The organism is Mesorhizobium sp. WSM4837, assembly GCF_055811435.1.
On the sequence record NZ_JBVVQE010000062.1, the window covers coordinates 1 to 16,815 of the forward strand.

The window sequence follows — 16,815 nt, forward strand, 5'->3', positions numbered from 1 at the left end:
CGGGGGGGGGGGGGTGGCCGCCCCCCGGGGGGGGGGGGCGCCCCCCCCCCCCCCCGCCAGCCCCCCCCCCCCCCCCCGCCGCGGGGGGGGGGGGGGGCGCGCCCCCCCCCCCCCGGGGGGTGTTCAAGCTGGACATAGCTCAGCCAGCACCCGCTTCTTCGCCAACGGCAACTTCTACACACCCGACGGCAAGGCGCGCTTCATCCCGATCCGTCCAGTTCCGCAAACCCGCACGAACGAAAAATTCCCGCTGGTGCTCAACACCGGGCGGGTTCGCGACCACTGGCACACCATGACGCGGACGGGAAAAAGCCAGCGGCTGTCGCAGCACCTGGCCGAGCCGTTCGCCGAAATCCACCCGGCGGACGCGCAGCACTTCGGCATTGGCGATGCCGACATCGTCCGCGTCTCAACCGAGCATGGCGAGGTGCTGCTTCGTGCGCTGGTGACGGCGCGGCAGCGGCCAGGCTCGGTCTTCGTGCCGATGCATTGGACGGACCAGTTTTCCGCGCGGGCTCGTGTCGATGCGCTGGTGGCGCCCATCACCGATCCGATTTCAGGACAGCCGGCCTCGAAGAATGTTGCCGCCCGGGTGGAACGCTTCGCTGCCGTCGCGTTCGGCTTCGCGGTGCTTGCCGAACGGCCAGCCTCGATCGACGCCGACTATTGGAGCCTCGCCCGCTGCGCCGCCGGCTGGCGTCTCGAGCTTGCGCTGGAAGCCGACCGGGACTGGCCGGGTTTCGCGGCCTCGCTTTTCGGGGCGGACGCGCCAGGCGAGACGCTCGCCTATCATGATGTCGCCGGCGGGCACTATCGCTTCGCCCGCTTTGCCGGCAGCCGGCTGACTGGCGCGCTCTATCTTGCGCCCAGGCCGGTCGCGGTGTCGCGCGGCTGGGCGGTCGAGCAGTTGAGCGCGGACCATGCCGATCGGCGCGGGCGACTGGCGATCGTGGCGGGGCGGCCGGGCGGCAACAGCGTCGATCGCGGCGCCATCGTCTGCTCCTGTTTCGGGGTCGGCGCCAATCAGATCGCCGAAGCGGTGCGCGGAGGCTGCGTAAGCGTCGAAGCGATCGGCGCCACTTTGCATGCCGGCACCAATTGCGGCTCCTGCCGCGCCGAGATCAGGACCATCATCGAGGCGCGGCGCCTTCACGCGGCGGAGTGAGGGCGTCCAAAGCGCGCCGCGACGCTTACCAGCAATTTACAAACCGTGGGCTACCAACGTCCTTATCCGATTCGTTCCGAGCAGGACCATTATGAGCAAAGCCCTCACTTCATTCGCATTGGTGGCCGTATTGACGGCTTTGCTGATGGCACTCAGCCTGGCGGTGGCCAGGCATGGCTATCCCTTTGGTGCGATTGGCGCAGAACGCCTGGACGACGTCGCCGATGCCGGGACGTTTATCCCGCTCGCGGGCGTGTACTTCTTCAGCGCGCTGCTGATGATGATCCTGCCGATCAGGGTCGCCGGCATCGTCCTGACACATGCCGCGGATGCGATCTTCTGGACAGTCATCGTGTTGTTCGCGGCCATCATTGGCGGCCTCGCCGCCAGATGGGCTTTCGATCGAAGCAATGTCCTGCCGGCACTGCTGAATTGGCGGTTCCTGTTTGTCGTGGCCGTCGTCGGCTGCCATCTCTTCATGAACGAACTGCGCCGCAATATCCTGCTGAGAAGCCTGTTCTTTGTCGTCTTCGCCGCAGCGATGCTCGCCTGCCTGTTCTGGTCGTTCACCATCTGAGAAACTCGCAGCCGCTGGGCCTGACGGCTCAGTTCTTGTCGACCGGCTTCGAGCGCATGCGCGAAACGGTCTCGCGTTCGGCCCGCTTCGAACGCATTGGCGGCAGGCCGCGGTCGATCAGGTCCATGTCTTCCAGCACCATGTCGCCCATGCGCTTGAAAGCGATGTCGAGCGCGCCGGCCCGGTGGGCGGAGCGCAGGAAGCCGGGCAGCGTGCGGACAGGATGATCCTGCGCCAGCGGCTCTTGCGGAAACACATCGCTGGCGGCGACGATGTGACCGCTGCGAACTGCATCCATCAGCGCCGGAAAATCGACCACGCCGGCGCGGCTGAGCAGGATGAAGGCGGCTCCTTTGCGCATCCTGGCAAAGGCTTCAGTGCCGAGAAAACCCTGGTTTTCGCTGGTCACCGAAGCGACGACGAAGACGAAATCGCTACTCGACAAAACCGTGTCGAGGGAAGCCGGCTCGACGCCGTTCTCGATCAGGATCGAGGGCGGCAGCCACGGATCGAAGACCTTGGTCCGCGTGCGAAAGCCCGACAGCAGCCGGTTGAGCGCACGGCCGAGATCGCCGAAGCCGATGATACCGACATCCGCGCCGGAGAGAAGCCGCGCCGCCCGGTTACCCTCGCCGCCCCACAGCTCCTTGCCCTGACGAAACGCAAGATCGGCGTCGACGATGTCGCGGGCGAGGTTGAGCGCCATGGCAAGACCGAGCTCGGCCACCGGCTCGGCAAACACCATGCCGGTGGTGACGACATGGATGCCGCGCGAAAACAGCGTTTCATACGGCATGTTGTTGATGAGGTTGCTCTCGACATTGAAGACACAACGCAGCACTGTCAACCTTTCCAGCGTCTCCGGCGCGATCGGCGGCTGGCCGACGATGTAGCGCGCCTCCGCGAGCACATCGTGTGGCAGGGCCGCGACGCCTTCTGGCGACGTTTCGACGATACGGTATCTGGCGCGGAATCTCGCCAGTGCCTCGGGCGTGAAAATCAGGTCGAGCGTGCGTGGCTCGGGCGCGCTGATCACCAGGGGCAACGCGCTGTCGGACATGGCAGCCTCCTCCTGGCGCGATCCGCGTCGCGCCGCACTAGAATCATGGTTTACCACCTCGACACCCAAGCAGGCTTGCCGGGCTTCGCCTGCCGGGTTTGTGTTTGTCGCAGGTTTTTATCGGAAAACCATCGAACACTTTTCCGAAATCTGCTTAGCACATGCCTGTCGAGGAGCAGAACTTTGCCGCTGGCGGCCTTGCGGTGTGGCGGCTGGTGGTCCAGATAGACGGCAATCGAAGGACAAGGAAGACAGCGACATGATCCCGTTTCGAAAGAACCTCATCGATGGCGAGTGGGTGGGCGATGCCGGCTCCCGCAACATCAACCCTTCCAATCTCGACGACGTGGTCGGCGAATATGCGTCGGGCGACGCCGAGCAGGCGCGGCAGGCCATCGCGGCGGCGAAAGCGGCATTTCCTGCGTGGTCCCGATCGGGCTTGCTTGCACGCCATGCGGTGCTGAGGAAGGCGTCGGACGAGATCACCGCGCGGAAAGATGAAATCGGCCGGGCGTTGGCGCGCGAGGAGGGCAAGACGCTGGTCGAGGGAATTGGCGAAACCGTGCGGGCCGCCCAGATATTCGATTTCTTTGCTGGTGAGACGCTGCGCCTGTCGGGCGAGCTGGTTCCAAGCGTGCGGCCCGGCGTCGGTGTCGAGATCACACGCGAAGCGGTCGGCGTCGTCGGCATCATCACACCGTGGAATTTCCCGATCGCCATCCCGGCGTGGAAGATCGCTCCTGCCCTGGCCTACGGCAACACCATCGTCTTCAAGCCGGCCGAGCTGGTTCCGGAGAGCGCCTGGACCATTGTCGACATATTGCACCGCGCCGGCCTGCCTAAGGGTGTGCTCAATCTCGTCATGGGCAAGGGTTCGGTAGTCGGCCAGGCCATGCTCGACAGCCCTGACCTCAATGCCATCACCTTCACCGGCTCGGTCGGCACCGGCAAGCGCGTGGCTGCCGCCAGCGTCGAGCACATGCGCAAGTACCAGCTCGAAATGGGCGGCAAGAACCCGCTCGTCGTGCTCGACGATGCAGACCTTGCCGTCGCCGTCGACTGCGCGATCAATGGCGCATATTTCTCGACCGGCCAGCGCTGCACGGCGTCGTCCCGCCTGGTCGTGACGAACGGCATCCATGACCGCTTCGTCGATGCGATGAAGGATCGCCTCGCCAAGCTGGTCGTCGGCGACGCCCTCGATGCGAAAACCCAGATCGGACCCGTCGTCGACCAGAGCCAGTTGAAACAGGACGAAGACTATATCGCCATCGGCCGCCAGGAAGGCGCCGATCTCGCCTTCGGCGGCGAGCGGCTCGATCGCGAAACCCGCGGCTTCTACCTGCAACCGGCGCTGTTCACGCAAGCCACCAACGCCATGCGCATTTCACGCGAGGAGATTTTTGGGCCGGTCGCCAACGTCATCCGCGTCAAGGACTATGACGAGGCCTTGGCGATGGCCAACGACACGCCGTTCGGGCTGACGTCGGGCATCTGCACCTCGAGCCTCAAGCACGCCACGCATTTCAAGCGCAACTCGGAGGCCGGCATGGTGATGGTCAATCTGCCGACGGCGGGCGTTGACTTCCACGTGCCTTTCGGCGGACGCAAGGGATCGAGCTACGGCCCGCGCGAGCAAGGCCGCTACGCAGCGGAATTCTACACTACGGTAAAGACCGCCTACACGTTCGCCGGCTAAGTAAATCAAGCCAGACGAAATCGAACGGCCTTCCCGGCGGGCGCGAGTTGCCGGGAAACGACAGCGACCACTGGGCGCTAATGCATGTCGCGCACATGCATGAAACAGCAACCTAAAGCGCGTCGCAGGAGGCCGGTCAAACGCGGCGCGTTTTAGCCGTCATTCAGCAGGGTCCTTGCGAGAAGGGCTCGCCGGCTGCGACAGCCAGCCGCCGGAGAACCCGGCCTTGCACAGGCCGCGACGGATATGCGGGCTCGACCGCATCAGCTCCCAGATCAGCCGCGAGCGGTGGTTTTCAATCATCAGCACGGCGATGCCTTGGTCCAGTCCATAGTGCGCATCCGATATCCAGCCGCTCGGCCCGAACTTCCGCCGGTTCGCCAGCGTCGGGTTGAAGCCGCTCGGCATCCTGAAACCGTCGACCACCTCAGGGTGGCGTTCTCTGAGGTGGCGCAGCGCAGGCAGGCAGATTTCCGGTGCGAAGGGCAGCGATGCGAGATACGACCACGGCGCAATCGTTCCGTCATCGGGGCCGAACGGTGCGCCACGCGCCGCATAGCCGGAAAATTTGCGCGGCCGCCGATCGATCCGCGCGCGGAATTTGCCGGGTCCGTCACCCGCCGAAAGTCCCCAAAGTGCTTCGCCGTAGCCGTCATAGCCAGAGGGGTTGTGCCGCGCATAGGCCCGGTGAAGGTAGGTCGCGCGGCGGCTGTTTTCGAAATAGTCCGAGTTCTTGTCCCGCATGAACGCATCCCGGATGCCATCGAAGTCGATCCAGGCATGCGAGAATTGGTGCATGAACAGCGGGCCGCCATAGAGCACGTCGTAGCCGTAGATGTTTTCCCACTGATATGTCGCCGTCCAGCCGGCATAGCTGTCGTCCGAGGCGGGTTTGTCGGGGGCGGCCATTGCCAGGACGTAAAGGATCGTCGCTTCGTTGTAGCCTTCCCAGCCATAACGCAGAAAACCGCTCTTCGGCTTCCAGCCCTGTCGCAAGATCGGTCTGCTGCCTTGAATCCATCGCCAGTCGACGCGTCGGTAGAGCATTTCCGCCAGCTCGCGGATTTCGGTTTCGTCGTCAGTGTCGCCTGAGAAATAGGCGCCAGCCGTGAGCACGCCGGCCATCAGCAGCGCCGTGTCAACCACTGACAACTCGCATCGCCAGGCGCGCAGGCCGGTCCGCATGTCGAGGAAATGGTAGTAAAAGCCTTTGTGGCCGGTGACGTCGTCGCCATCGCCTTGCCGGCTGTTCCAGAAGAAACGCAGTGCGGCAAGCGTCAGGTTCACGGCTGCGTCTCGTGCTATCCAGCCGCGCTCGACCCCGACCGGATAGCAGGACAGGGCGAAGCCGACGACCGCGATGCTTGCCGGCCAATTTGGCCGCGACGTGTCGGCAACCAGTCCGGTTTCCGCATTCACGGTTTCCAGAAAATAGCCGAAGGCGGCGCGCTGGAAGCGGTCGAGCAGTTCTTCGTCGGACTGTGGAGGTTCGATCCTAAGCAAACGACGGGAACTCCAGTCTGGCGTCCGTGGTTGCAAATCGTTCCAGTTGCTTCAATAGGTCGCCCGGCCGCCGGAAACGTCGAAAACGGCAGCCGTCGTAAAGGAACATTCCTCGGAAGCGATCCACGAGATCAGCGCCGCCACCTCCTCGACCTCGCCAAACCGCGCCATTGGTATTTTCGACAGCATGAAATCGATGTGCTGCTGGCTCATCTGCTGGAAGATCGCGGTGCGCACCGCTGCCGGCGTGACGCAGTTCACCGTCACCTTGGTCTTCGCCAGTTCCTTGCCCAGCGACTTGGTCAGGCCGATCACCGCCGCCTTGGAGGTGCTGTAGGCAGAGGCATTCGGGTTTCCCTCCTTGCCGGCGATCGAAGCGATGTTGACGATCCTGCCGTAATTGCGCTCGAGCATGTGCGGAACCAGCGCCTTGTTGCAGTAGAAGACGCCGTTGATGTTGATGTCGATGACCCGATGCCAATCCTCCACCGAATAGTCCCAGGTCGTCATGTTCGGTCCGGTGATGGCCGCGCTGGTGACCAGGATATCGACCGCGCCAAGGGCTTCGATCGTCTGCCGGGCGGCCTGTGCGACCGCTACAGGATCGGCGACGTCGACGGTCACGCCGTGCAAGTCGGCGATGACAGCCTTGGCCTGCTCGATCTGGGTGGAGTTGCGATCCCAGACGCAAACGCGCCCGCCCTCTTCAACGATTCGTTGCGCGACGGCCAGGCCGATGCCTGAGGCGCCACCGGTGACCACGGCCGATCGTCCGGCAAACCGTCCCGCAAAACGCATTGGCATATGGTCTCCCTCATTTGCCCGCCCCGACGGGCGCTGGCGACACCGCCGGCGGCGAATGTGAAGTCAACAGCGGAGAAGTTCAAGCCGGGGACTGGAGCCTCGAACAGGTTCATGGCGGGCCAGAAGCAGGCGGTTGAGAGCCGCTCTTGGCTATACGACCTGTCCATTCGATGCTGCCGTCGCTGCAAGGCGACTTCCACGCGCACAGTTCAAACGTTCTTGATCGACTTCCAATGGCTCAGCCGCTCCGCGATCAACTCCACCCGTCGCTGGTTGTCGCGCCCGTCCAGGATGCTCAAGTCCTCCGGTTCGGCGCGCAAGTAGACGCCTGAGGTGCGCGCGTTCAGTTTTGGCTGTGTGTCGGCGCGTGTGGTAAAGTACCCGGACGCGCGATCGGCGGACTCCAGCCGGATCTCTCCCGTCCCGTACAACTGCGACGCGTTCGCATCCAAGGGCCGTTCTCCATTCCAAAAGTAGAAGATGCCGGCAGGCTCCTTTCTCTCCTTTACCGCCTCGCTCCAGTATCTGGCTGACAGGCTGCCATTCTCTTGCCATGAGCGGCCGGCCAACTCCAGCGCACCATCGCGGTCTCGCGAGATACGCAGGAGGCTCACGGCGGAAGGTTCCTTTACGGTCCGCTCCGACAGGGAAAACTGCCACCAAAGGCCCTCTATTCGGGCGACGCGGCCTTCATTTTCAATAGCTTTTCGCAGCTTTTGGTTGACCGCTCTCATCTCCGCGGCGGTCGCCGCTTCGCCATACCTCACGGATGTCAGGCCCAGGAGATCGCTTGGAAGCTTGGAACCGTTGGCATGAAGGATAAACGTTCGGCGCATTCCAAGGACTCCGCCAAAAAGGCCGGCTTCGAAGACGACATTGTCTCGCGGAGAAGCTTGAGCGGATACAGAAGCAGATGATGCTGGCAGGCTTACACTCGTCCAGTCGTCCTGGGCGAAGACGAAAGCGGCGAAGTCGACCTCACGCGTAAGCTCGAGGAGGCGCCCCAGGGTGGTTGTCCCCGGATTGAAGGACGTCGTCCAGGGTTCCACATGCGCGATCTCTCCAAGACCGCGTGTCAGCGCCTGCAGCAGTTTTTTCTGCTTCCCCGAGGAGCCCAGGAAGATTCGAGGTTTGTCCATCCGTTTGCTCCAACCCAGCAGACCGGGGACGACCAGGGCCTGCCAGTTGTTGGTGTGGCCATCGTCTGGTTGCCCCCGAGATAGCGTACGCGGAGGGCCTCATTCATTGCAACGGATGCAACGAATGCCGACTGCCATTTTTCGGTCCGGTGCTGAAAAGAACTGCAAAAACAGTTCCGCGCGGTGGTGATGCCGAGCCTCTCGTTAAATGCGGCGGCGATGGTTTTTGACGGCGCCGAAGGCGATGCTCAGCCCTGCGCCGGGATGTTCGGCTTCTTGCCGCACGCACCGCCTGTCGTGGCCTTTTGCCGCCGTCCCGGGGCGCCTTAGGACTGTTTTTGCCTGATTTGGGTGACACGCTGCGGGGGATGGGTTATATTGCAGTGCACAATAGAAGCGTTCGCGCATGGCGCGGCGGCGAATCGGCATTGAACTGCATGGACGGGAATTCGCTACCGAGATGAAGATTCCAAAATCTCTGTTGGTCGACCCGGAGAAGAGCACGGTCTACGGCGCATTTGCTGTTGCCATCTCCATTTGGGCGTTCTCCTACTCCTCGGTTTTCGGCCCGATCCTGATCCTGGCCTATTATGCGGTCTGGCTTCCCCTGGTTCTGGTAGACTACCGGCGGCTGTTGCGGCATGCCTCCAGCGCGTGGCTGCCGTTGGCGTTTGCATTCTATGTCTGCCTCTCGGTGTTCTGGTCGGATGCCCCCGGCATCACGTTGAGGACGTCAATCCAGTATTGCTCCCATATCGCCTGCGCCTACATCGCTGCGCGCACCGTCAGCGTCCGGACGTTGACGATAGGCTCACTGATCGGGATTTTTGTCGTCCTGCTCTATTCGCTCAAGGTCGGGGGATATTCCTATGATATGCTCGACGGGACGTACAATTTCGTCGGCGCATTCAGCTCCAAGAACCAGCTCGGCTTTGTCGCCTCCCTTGGCATCTATTTTTGCATTGTCTTCCTGGTCTTTCTCAGGCGCGGCCGGATAAGCTTTATCCTGACGGCGCCCATCTTCGTCCTATCGGCCTATCTTCTGATCATGGCGCATTCCGCCACCTCGACGGCTTCGATACCGGCAGTTCTCGCTCTGGTGGCTCTGCTTGCCATGGCCAAGAAGCTTCCACTCCGCTACCGACGGGTGATTTTCGTGGTCGGCGCATGCGGGCTGGTCGTGGTCACCGCGGTTGCCTTTGCAGGACTTCTGGATTTCGTCCTTGGCGCCTTCGGAAAGGATTCCACCCTCACCGGACGGACCTATCTCTGGGAGCAGGGCTGGGAAGCGGCGCAGCAGGCGCCAGTCCTCGGCGTCGGCTACGCGGCCTATTGGGTGCAGGGGTTCGCCGAGGCCGAGCGGCTTTGGAACGAATTCTACATCACCACCCGAAGCGGCTTCCACTTCCACAACACCTATATCGAAGCCCTCGTCGAGCTAGGTTATGTCGGGGCGACGATGATTTCGCTGATCATCGTGCGCACGCTATGGGGCCATATATCGGCCCTGATATTCAGGACATGGCAAGCCGAGTCGGTGATTCTTGGCGGCGTGATGGTGCTTCTGCTCATCCGGTCCTTCGTTGAGATCGACACCTTCAACCCCTACATCATGGGCTCCTTCCTCCTGTATTACAGCTACTTCAGGCTGGTCAGGGTGCATGTCGCCCGTCCCAGATGGACCGCGGCCGACCTCGCGGAACCAGAAACCGCGGGGCGCTAAGCAAAGGGCTAAAATATTACCTTGATTTTTGGTGCCGCGCACAAAAACGCCGCCTGACAGCGCCAAGGCCAAGCATCATTTCATCTCACAGGCAGCAGGCGAGCCTCGCCCGAGTTGGGTTTGCTGCCTATTGATCAGGCCCTGAGGGTCAGGAGCGCATACCATGCGAACCGCTTCACAAAGGGAAGCGTCAAAAGTACTGAATCGACAGCTTTGCCAACTTTGTAGACGGTCTCCGAGATGGTTCGCGGCATCAGCGCGCTTCCTACGGAGCACAGGCCGAAATAGTCCACCTGGACATTGCTGAAATAGCGGCGGGCCAAAGCGAAGTCCGAAATTAGCAAGGGATGTTCATCAGCGGTGCGGATGAGGGGTGTCCGATTTCTGTAGGCATTCAGGAGCGGATTGTGTCCCATCGGCTCGTAGAAGGACGCCACGCCGTTCGGCTTCAGGACACGGACCACATCGGAAAAACACCGGTCCAGGTCCAGGTGATGGATGATCCCGCGTCCATACACCAGGTCGAACTTGTTGTCCTCGAACGACATGGCTTCCGCATTCATCGCCAGGAATGTAGCGTTCGTGCTTCCAAGCGTGCTCGCCCGTTCGTTCGCCTTGTTTACTGCTACATCCGAAATATCGATCCCCGTCAGAGATCGGCAAAGATCGGGCAGGTGCAGGGAATGCAGAGACCACCCCCCATCGGAGCAACCGTACTCGAGCACGTCTGCGTTTTTCGAAAGCCGTTTTATCTGCTCGTCTTGACGTTCAGCGCCGTGACGAATTGTTCGATACCACTTGTCCAGGCTTCCTCTTGGATCCTCCTCCTGACTGAATCTGAGATTGTGAAATTCTCTTTCTCGACTGACGATTTCGTCCCTTTCACTGTGCATGACGAAGTCCTCCTCGGATTTAAGTTGCAACTAAAGCACAACATCTCCTTGCGCTGCAATTACTCACGTCCCGAGTTGGCGGTAGGCCAGCTTGTCGGGGCGGCGAGCACAGTGTCGACGAGTTCAAGGTCGAACTCGTCCGGGTCGAACTCCTTGCAGATCGAATCTGTACGGCGCGGTCGGATCGGCCGATCGCTCCAATGCCTACTGGCTTGCCATTGGCACCAGCTTCACCTTGATCACGTCCCCAGGCAGCACGGGCGTATCTTCGCTGGCAGCGATTTCGCTGGTCTTGCCGTCGACAACCCGAACCAGGCCAAACGACATCGTTGGCTCTTCGCCGTCGCGATAGCGTTGTAGCGCCGGGCTCCCCGACATGGCTTCGGCCATCAGGCCGGTGTGCATGTTCATCTTGAGCATTGTTTCGCTGAGATCGGCTTCTGCCTGTTGCCGGCCGGTGGCGAGATCCGCATTCTGGGTGTTCTCCAGGTCGATGGCGTCCTGGTCGGCCTTGCTGATCGACTGCCTGGCGGTGAGGATAGCCGTTTCGTAATCCAAGATTTTTCCTTCCAGGTCGGCGATCGTTTGCTGCGAAGTCAGAACCCGAGTGTTGACGACAAGGCCCTTTTGCGCAAGCGAACCGATGCCGCTGAGCTGTTCCTTTGCCAGGTCGACCTGCCGCTGCTGGTTGACGATCTTTTTCTGCAGCGAATCGATCTCGCTCTGCAATAGCTTCTTCAAATCGTCGAGCGCCTGAAGGCGCAGTTTGAGATTCTTTTGATCGGCCGTCAGGATCGCCATCTCGTCGGCAACGATGCTTGCCAGCTTCGGATCCTCGGCCACCTCCTTCGGCACGTCGAATGTCGGCTTGTCGGCAATCTGCGCTTCGATGCGCGCGCGCCGAACGATCAGTCGGACCCGTTGGTCCTGGAGAACGTCAAACTCGCCCTTGGCGTTGATTATGTCGCGGGCGTACCGCTGTCCTTCGGGGGCCCGCCGGACGCCGCCGGCGATGGTCATCGCCCTCAGGACGGTCAGGCCGGGCACGTAGGGATACTGGCCCGGCGTCTGGACCTCCCCGGAAATGTAGAACGGCCTGTACTGCGCCATTTCGACGGAGGCTTCCGGCCGGTCGGCCAGAGCGAGCTTGCGCTGGAGCGCCTGGCTGATCGCTGCCGCGATCTCGGATGTGGTCTTGCCGGATGCCGGCATTTCGCCGGCGAACGGCACGGACAATGTTCCAGACGGGCCGACCGTGTATTCTCCGTTGACGGCCGTCCAGTCGCGGAACGTGCCTTCAACGGTCTGCCATTCGGCCACGCGGATGGTCAGCTTGTCCTGGGATCCAAGCCGGTACTCGTCGGCCGCGGCGAGTTGGGGAACGGCGAGCGCCAGCGCGAGGCAAGTGGTCTTAAGCCGCATCCGTCGCATGCGATTGCTAACCGTGCCGGCCCAGGAGATGTCGAAGATGTTTGTTTTCAACTGTACGTTTTCCGATTCGCTTTAGCCCGGCCCGATGAAGCTTGCTGCAGAATGCTTGGCGTCTGGACAGTCACTCCTCCGCACACAACCGGCTCCCGGCCCGTCAATAGCAGCCCCGCGACATCCAGACGGCAGGCACGGTCTTGATGATAATGCGAATGTCCTCGAACAGCGACCAGTTCTCGACATAGTGGCGATCGAATGCGACGCGGCTGTCATAGGAAACGTCATTGCGGCCGCTGACCTGCCAGAGCCCGGTCAGGCCAGGGCGCGATTTCAGGTAATAGACGGCCGAACTGCCATAGATTTCGAGCTCGTCGCGCACCACCGGGCGAGGACCGACAAGGCTCATGTCACCCTGAAGGATATTGATGATCTGCGGCAGTTCATCGAGGCTGAGCTTCCTCAGCACGGCCCCGACACGCGTGACGCGTGGATCGTTCTTGAGCTTGCGGGTGGCTATCCATTCGGCCTTGGCCTCCGGGTTGGCGGCAAGGTATGCCGCCAGCACCTGTTCGCCTTTCTGTACCATAGTCCGAAACTTGAGGCACGGGAAAATCCGTCCTCCCCGCCCGATCCGGCTGTGACCGTAGAAAATCGGGCCGCCGTCGGAAAACTTGACAAGCAGCGCGACCATCACAAACAGCGGACTGAGAGCAACCAGGCCAATCAGTGAACCGGCGATATCGAAGCTGCGTTTAAGCAGGCCGCCGATTGGTGGAAAGTCGATACCGGCCTGCGGAAAATTCGCGTCGGCCGGCTTGGCTACGTCCCTCATGCGTAAACTCCATACGTTGAACGGATGGTTTGCCGCACGATATCAAAAAAATGCTGCATCGCAACACACAATTCGTTGAGCGCCTGAAATAATCGCGTCATGCATTGGTTAAATAATAAACCGATCCTGCGCAAATTTTGGCCTTTTATGGCGCGTTCATGACAAATTATGGGCAACCTTGAAAAATTTAGTGCCTTTTTGAGGCTGATTTTGGGCGCATCGCTCTTTGTGCCGCGTGCTTGAGAAATATCGCGCTGTAGCTTTGTAAAATATAGCGCGCTGTTATAGTAAAATACTGGTTAATATTGTTGTTCTTACTGAAGTGAGTCCAGACCGGGTGATTGGTCGTGATACCGGGGTGTGCGTCGCAACATGGCAGAGTCGATCCCCCGAACTTATGCAAAATAATTTGCGGCTGGCCTTGCCCGCTATTGCACACCTTAATAGAGTTGCAAATTGTTTCTGTCAGAGTATGGACAGCGTGGGAAGGCTGGAAGCAACCGGCCAAAAAAAAGCGGGTGGCCTCAACCAACTCGCATGGCGAAGGGAGGCTCGGGATGGTCAATCATCGATTTTTGCCCGAGCAGGTTGACGGGCTGTCGGGTATGTCGCTACCAAAATTCATTATCGGCATGATTTTCGCGCTGGCGATCGTGGTCGCCTGGTCTTATCTCGACGGCGCTTCGCTAGGCGCAACGCTACTTCGCGCTATAGCCTGCGCCATTGTCATTCAATTGGGCTACTTTCTGCTCGTTTTCGCCATGGTTGCCAGAAATACCCCGACGTCGGCTGACAAGATTCGCGACGTCGAACGAAGGCTGAGTTCGACCGAAGCGGCCGATGGCGAGAAGTTCAGTGCCAGGAGAAGCCTCCACTGACCTGACGGCAGGTAGCGTCGGGGTCCCTGGCGCACTGCTCGCCCGACAGCATCCTGGGCAACCGACTTGTGATTTCCCCTTCAGCCTCGGATCCTCTGACTCGGCCACCACTGCCTAAACCCTGTCGATCGACCTGGTGATCAGCGATTCGAGTGCGCTGACCCCATCCAGAATGCGCAGGGACGGTGTGCGAAGCGGCCCGCCTATCCGCTGGCATTTCACCGCCCGTCGATTTGCGCCATGACGACCCCGAAAGGAAAGACTGGACGGAGCGTGTGATTTTCACGATGCTTCGCACTCGCAGCATAAGCGCCGGCTGATGTTTCGTACAGCCGCGCAGTCAGTGAGAACGAGAGCTGCATTGGGGGAGAAAATTCGGAGCTACCTGTGCAGTCGAGAGGCGAATTGATGACAGAACCGGAAGTCTGCGTGATCATTGCTGCTCGCAACGCGGCGCGGACAATTGCGGTTGCCATCGCATCGGCCTTGCGCGAGCCGGAGGTGGCCGAAGTCGTCGTCGTCGATGACGCCTCCACTGACGATACCGCGAAAGTCGTTCGGGCGGCCGACGATGGCAGCGGCAGGCTTTCCGTCATCCGGCTCGACGTCAACGGCGGTCCTTCCTTGGCCCGCAACGCCGCGATCGCCAGCTCCAAATCGCCGTTCATCAGCATTCTGGACGCCGACGATTTTTTTCTCGAGGGCAGATTTCGCGAGTTGTTCGCCAGCGCCGATTGGGATTTCGCTGCCGACAACATCATGATGATCAGGGACGATGCGGCGACCGACGTTTCGAAAATCACCGCTCCGCGGTTTGCGGCCGATCCGGAATTTCTCGATTTCGAGCGCTTCATCGAAGGCAACATCTCCAGTCGTCGTGTGCAGAGAGGTGAGTTGGGTTTCCTCAAGCCGGTGATCAGCCGCGCTTTTCTGGACCGGCATGGGCTGCGCTATGACGAAAACCTGCGGCTGGGCGAAGACTATGAACTCTACGCGCGCGCAGTTGCTTGCGGGGCGCGCTTCAAGGTCATCAGGTCCTGCGGCTACGGAGCGATCGTTCGCGCGGATTCGCTGAGCGGCCAGCACAGGACGCAGGATCTCAAGCGTCTGGCCGACGCGGATCTGGCGCTGCTGGCGATCGACAGTTTGCCGGAAGGCTCCAAGGCCGTGCTCAGAAAGCACGAACGGCAGGTGCGCGACAAATATCGGTTGCGAAACTTCCTCGACGTGAAGAACGAGAGAGGGCTGACAGCGGCTGCGGCCTACGCCCTGGCCAGCCAATCCAATCTCATCCCCATCGTTCGCGGCGTGGCCGCCGACAAGCTGGATGCGCTGTTTCGCCGCGCCGGCTTTGGCTCGAAACAGCCTGTGCCGTCGCGGCGCTTTCTCATGGCCGCAACCAGCCCGGTCGGCGAGGCTTGAGCTGGTCCGCCGGCGCGCCACACCGATCATGTCAACAGGTCCTTACCCTGCCTTAAAACGATGCGAATTTCCGATTCGCCGCACTAGGTGGTTGCCTACTCGCTTTGGGAATGGCATGTATGTTGCGGTGCAGCAATTTTGATTGGCTGTTTGAATCGGCCGAAAATGTCCGCCTGTGAGAGGAGCTGGACGATGCGACAAGAACTTTTTTTGGCCCGGCCGGGCACAAGGGACAGCTTAGGCCAGCTATGACAGGAAACTGAGCGCATGGCCTCCATATTTGGCTTCAGATCAAGGGATCCGGCTCGAGACAGGCAGACCGATATCTCGCGCCTTGACCGCCTGGCAAAGCTGCTTGACCAGATCGCAGCCGAGATCGAGGCGGAGAAAAACGGGCTTGAGAATCGCTACCGGACAAAGGCCACCAACGCCGCCTTCCTGGTCGAGGCGATCGAAAATGGCGCGGCCTCCTCCAGTAGATCCTCCGAGGTCAGCGAACTGACGAAGTCGATCCTGAATTACGAGCGGCGCATCGCGGCGCTCGCCCGCCAGAACGAATTGATGAAGGGTCTCCGGCATTCGCTGGATGCTATCTTCGACGAAAGCGCCCAACCTGGCTCGGCCAACAAGGCCGATTTCGCCAACCCGGCCGCCGACGCGGGGTGAAATTTCAAAGAGCCTGGGTGGCGCCACTGGGCAAGAAGCAGGCAACCGGGGAAGCTACCGGCAGAAGGTCAAGATCAGCTCGTTTCGTCATGGTTTTGAACATCGATTTGGGTTGGGGGGGCGCACAGCACAAGGTGAGTTTGGTATGAACGCGGATTCGAAAAGCACGTCCACCCGAGCAACCGGCGACCGGCCGTTCACGCACATGATGAGGCAAGGGAAACTGAGGCAGCTATGTTCGGGCGGAGCGTTTCTGCTGGTCGCACTCGGCAGCCTGGTTGCGGGCCCGACCCCTTCCCGTTCGCAGGACATCCCGACTGCGCCATCGTTCGTCGATGATTTCACCAGCTTCGACCGGGCGCGTTGGTACATTGCCGACGGCTGGGCGAACGGCAAGTATCAGAACTGCATCTGGTCCAAAAAGCAGGTCAAGCTTTCCAATGGCATGCTGACGCTCGGTTTCGAAAAGCAGAAAATGAAGGATCGCGACTTTGCCTGCGGCGAGGTCCAATCCAAGCAGCGCTTCGGCTATGGCACCTATGAGGCGCGGATGAAAACCGATTCGGGCTCTGGCATCAACGCCTCCTTCTTCACCTACATCGGCCCCACCGATAAGCAGCCGTGGGATGAAATCGACTTCGAGGTGCTGACCAAGGACACCTCCAAAGTGCAGGTCAACGCCTACATCGCCGGCAAGGGCAATAACGAGAAAGTGGTGGATGTAGCTGGCGGCACCGACAAGGCTTTTAACGATTACGCCTTCGTCTGGGAGAAGGACCGGCTGCGCTGGTACGTCAATGGCGAGCTGGTGAACACGATCACCGATCCGGCAAAGCTGCCCAGCCATGCGCAAAAGATATTTTTTAGCCTCTGGGGCAGCGACACGATGAAGGAATGGCTGGGGCCGTTTTCGGATCCGGGTCGCAAGCTTACCTTGCAAGTGGATCGCATCGCATTCACGGCGCTCGGCCAGCCATGCCAGTTTCCGGAATCGCTGGCATGCAGCATTAAATAAAGACCAATCTG

At 60.9% G+C, this 16,815-nt stretch carries 15 protein-coding genes; 8 read left to right on the forward strand and 7 right to left on the reverse strand.

The window, feature by feature from the left end:
* Positions 1-1,165: molybdopterin dinucleotide binding domain-containing protein (locus AC0L3D_RS27775; protein ID WP_473646469.1), on the forward strand; the 1,165-nt coding region annotated here is incomplete at its 5' end.
* 91 nt (positions 1,166-1,256) lie between these two features.
* Complete coding sequence (locus AC0L3D_RS27780) at positions 1,257-1,742, forward strand: hypothetical protein (RefSeq protein ID WP_473627021.1); 486 nt, start codon at positions 1,257-1,259, stop codon at positions 1,740-1,742.
* A 28-nt stretch (positions 1,743-1,770) separates the two neighbouring features.
* Here the strand turns inward: AC0L3D_RS27780 and AC0L3D_RS27785 are convergent, their stop codons facing one another.
* Positions 1,771-2,802, reverse strand: coding sequence for a hydroxyacid dehydrogenase (locus tag AC0L3D_RS27785; protein WP_473627022.1), 1,032 nt, complete (start codon positions 2,800-2,802; stop codon positions 1,771-1,773).
* A 262-nt stretch (positions 2,803-3,064) separates the two neighbouring features.
* Here AC0L3D_RS27785 and AC0L3D_RS27790 point away from each other — a divergent pair, with 262 nt between their 5' ends.
* Complete coding sequence (locus tag AC0L3D_RS27790) at positions 3,065-4,501, forward strand: aldehyde dehydrogenase family protein (RefSeq protein ID WP_473627068.1); 1,437 nt, start codon at positions 3,065-3,067, stop codon at positions 4,499-4,501.
* Between the two features lie 159 nt (positions 4,502-4,660).
* Here AC0L3D_RS27790 and AC0L3D_RS27795 read toward each other — a convergent pair whose 3' ends face one another.
* The 3 genes from AC0L3D_RS27795 to AC0L3D_RS27805 all read right to left on the reverse strand — a co-directional run bounded on the left by AC0L3D_RS27795 (position 4,661) and on the right by AC0L3D_RS27805 (position 7,947).
* On the reverse strand, positions 4,661-6,004 hold the full coding sequence (locus AC0L3D_RS27795; RefSeq protein ID WP_473646470.1) for a glucoamylase family protein: 1,344 nt from the start codon (positions 6,002-6,004) through the stop codon (positions 4,661-4,663).
* Positions 6,005-6,055: 51 nt separating this feature from the next.
* Entirely contained in the window at positions 6,056-6,808 is a 753-nt protein-coding gene (locus AC0L3D_RS27800) for an SDR family NAD(P)-dependent oxidoreductase (protein WP_473627025.1), read from the reverse strand.
* A gap of 209 nt (positions 6,809-7,017) precedes the next feature.
* Positions 7,018-7,947: a TIR domain-containing protein gene (locus tag AC0L3D_RS27805; protein WP_473646472.1), complete on the reverse strand. Its 930-nt coding sequence runs from the start codon at positions 7,945-7,947 to the stop codon at positions 7,018-7,020.
* A gap of 460 nt (positions 7,948-8,407) precedes the next feature.
* On the opposite strand from AC0L3D_RS27805, the gene AC0L3D_RS27810 reads away from it, so the two are divergent.
* Complete coding sequence (locus tag AC0L3D_RS27810; protein WP_128168407.1) at positions 8,408-9,670, forward strand: O-antigen ligase family protein; 1,263 nt, start codon at positions 8,408-8,410, stop codon at positions 9,668-9,670.
* 134 nt (positions 9,671-9,804) lie between these two features.
* Here the strand turns inward: AC0L3D_RS27810 and AC0L3D_RS27815 are convergent, their stop codons facing one another.
* The 3 genes from AC0L3D_RS27815 to AC0L3D_RS27825 all read right to left on the reverse strand — a co-directional run bounded on the left by AC0L3D_RS27815 (position 9,805) and on the right by AC0L3D_RS27825 (position 12,823).
* Positions 9,805-10,563 (reverse strand): class I SAM-dependent methyltransferase, encoded by a 759-nt coding sequence (locus AC0L3D_RS27815; protein WP_077376849.1) that lies wholly within the window; start codon positions 10,561-10,563, stop codon positions 9,805-9,807.
* A 204-nt stretch (positions 10,564-10,767) separates the two neighbouring features.
* Positions 10,768-11,994 carry a polysaccharide biosynthesis/export family protein gene (locus AC0L3D_RS27820; protein ID WP_473646477.1) on the reverse strand — a complete coding sequence of 409 codons (1,227 nt, stop codon included), beginning with the start codon at positions 11,992-11,994 and terminating at the stop codon, positions 10,768-10,770.
* 154 nt (positions 11,995-12,148) lie between these two features.
* Positions 12,149-12,823, reverse strand: a complete 675-nt coding sequence (locus AC0L3D_RS27825; RefSeq protein ID WP_473627027.1) for a sugar transferase — start codon at positions 12,821-12,823, stop codon at positions 12,149-12,151.
* 557 nt (positions 12,824-13,380) lie between these two features.
* On the opposite strand from AC0L3D_RS27825, the gene AC0L3D_RS27830 reads away from it, so the two are divergent.
* From AC0L3D_RS27830 to exoK, 4 genes are all read left to right on the forward strand, one after another.
* Complete coding sequence (locus tag AC0L3D_RS27830; protein WP_245277567.1) at positions 13,381-13,701, forward strand: exopolysaccharide production repressor exox; 321 nt, start codon at positions 13,381-13,383, stop codon at positions 13,699-13,701.
* Positions 13,702-14,109: 408 nt separating this feature from the next.
* Entirely contained in the window at positions 14,110-15,123 is a 1,014-nt protein-coding gene (locus AC0L3D_RS27835; RefSeq protein ID WP_128244486.1) for a glycosyltransferase family 2 protein, read from the forward strand.
* Positions 15,124-15,390: 267 nt separating this feature from the next.
* Positions 15,391-15,789 (forward strand): hypothetical protein, encoded by a 399-nt coding sequence (locus AC0L3D_RS27840; RefSeq protein ID WP_473627028.1) that lies wholly within the window; start codon positions 15,391-15,393, stop codon positions 15,787-15,789.
* A gap of 145 nt (positions 15,790-15,934) precedes the next feature.
* On the forward strand, positions 15,935-16,804 hold the full coding sequence (gene exoK, locus AC0L3D_RS27845; RefSeq protein WP_473627030.1) for an endo-1,3-1,4-beta-glycanase ExoK: 870 nt from the start codon (positions 15,935-15,937) through the stop codon (positions 16,802-16,804).
* The last annotated feature ends 11 nt before the right edge of the window (positions 16,805-16,815 follow it).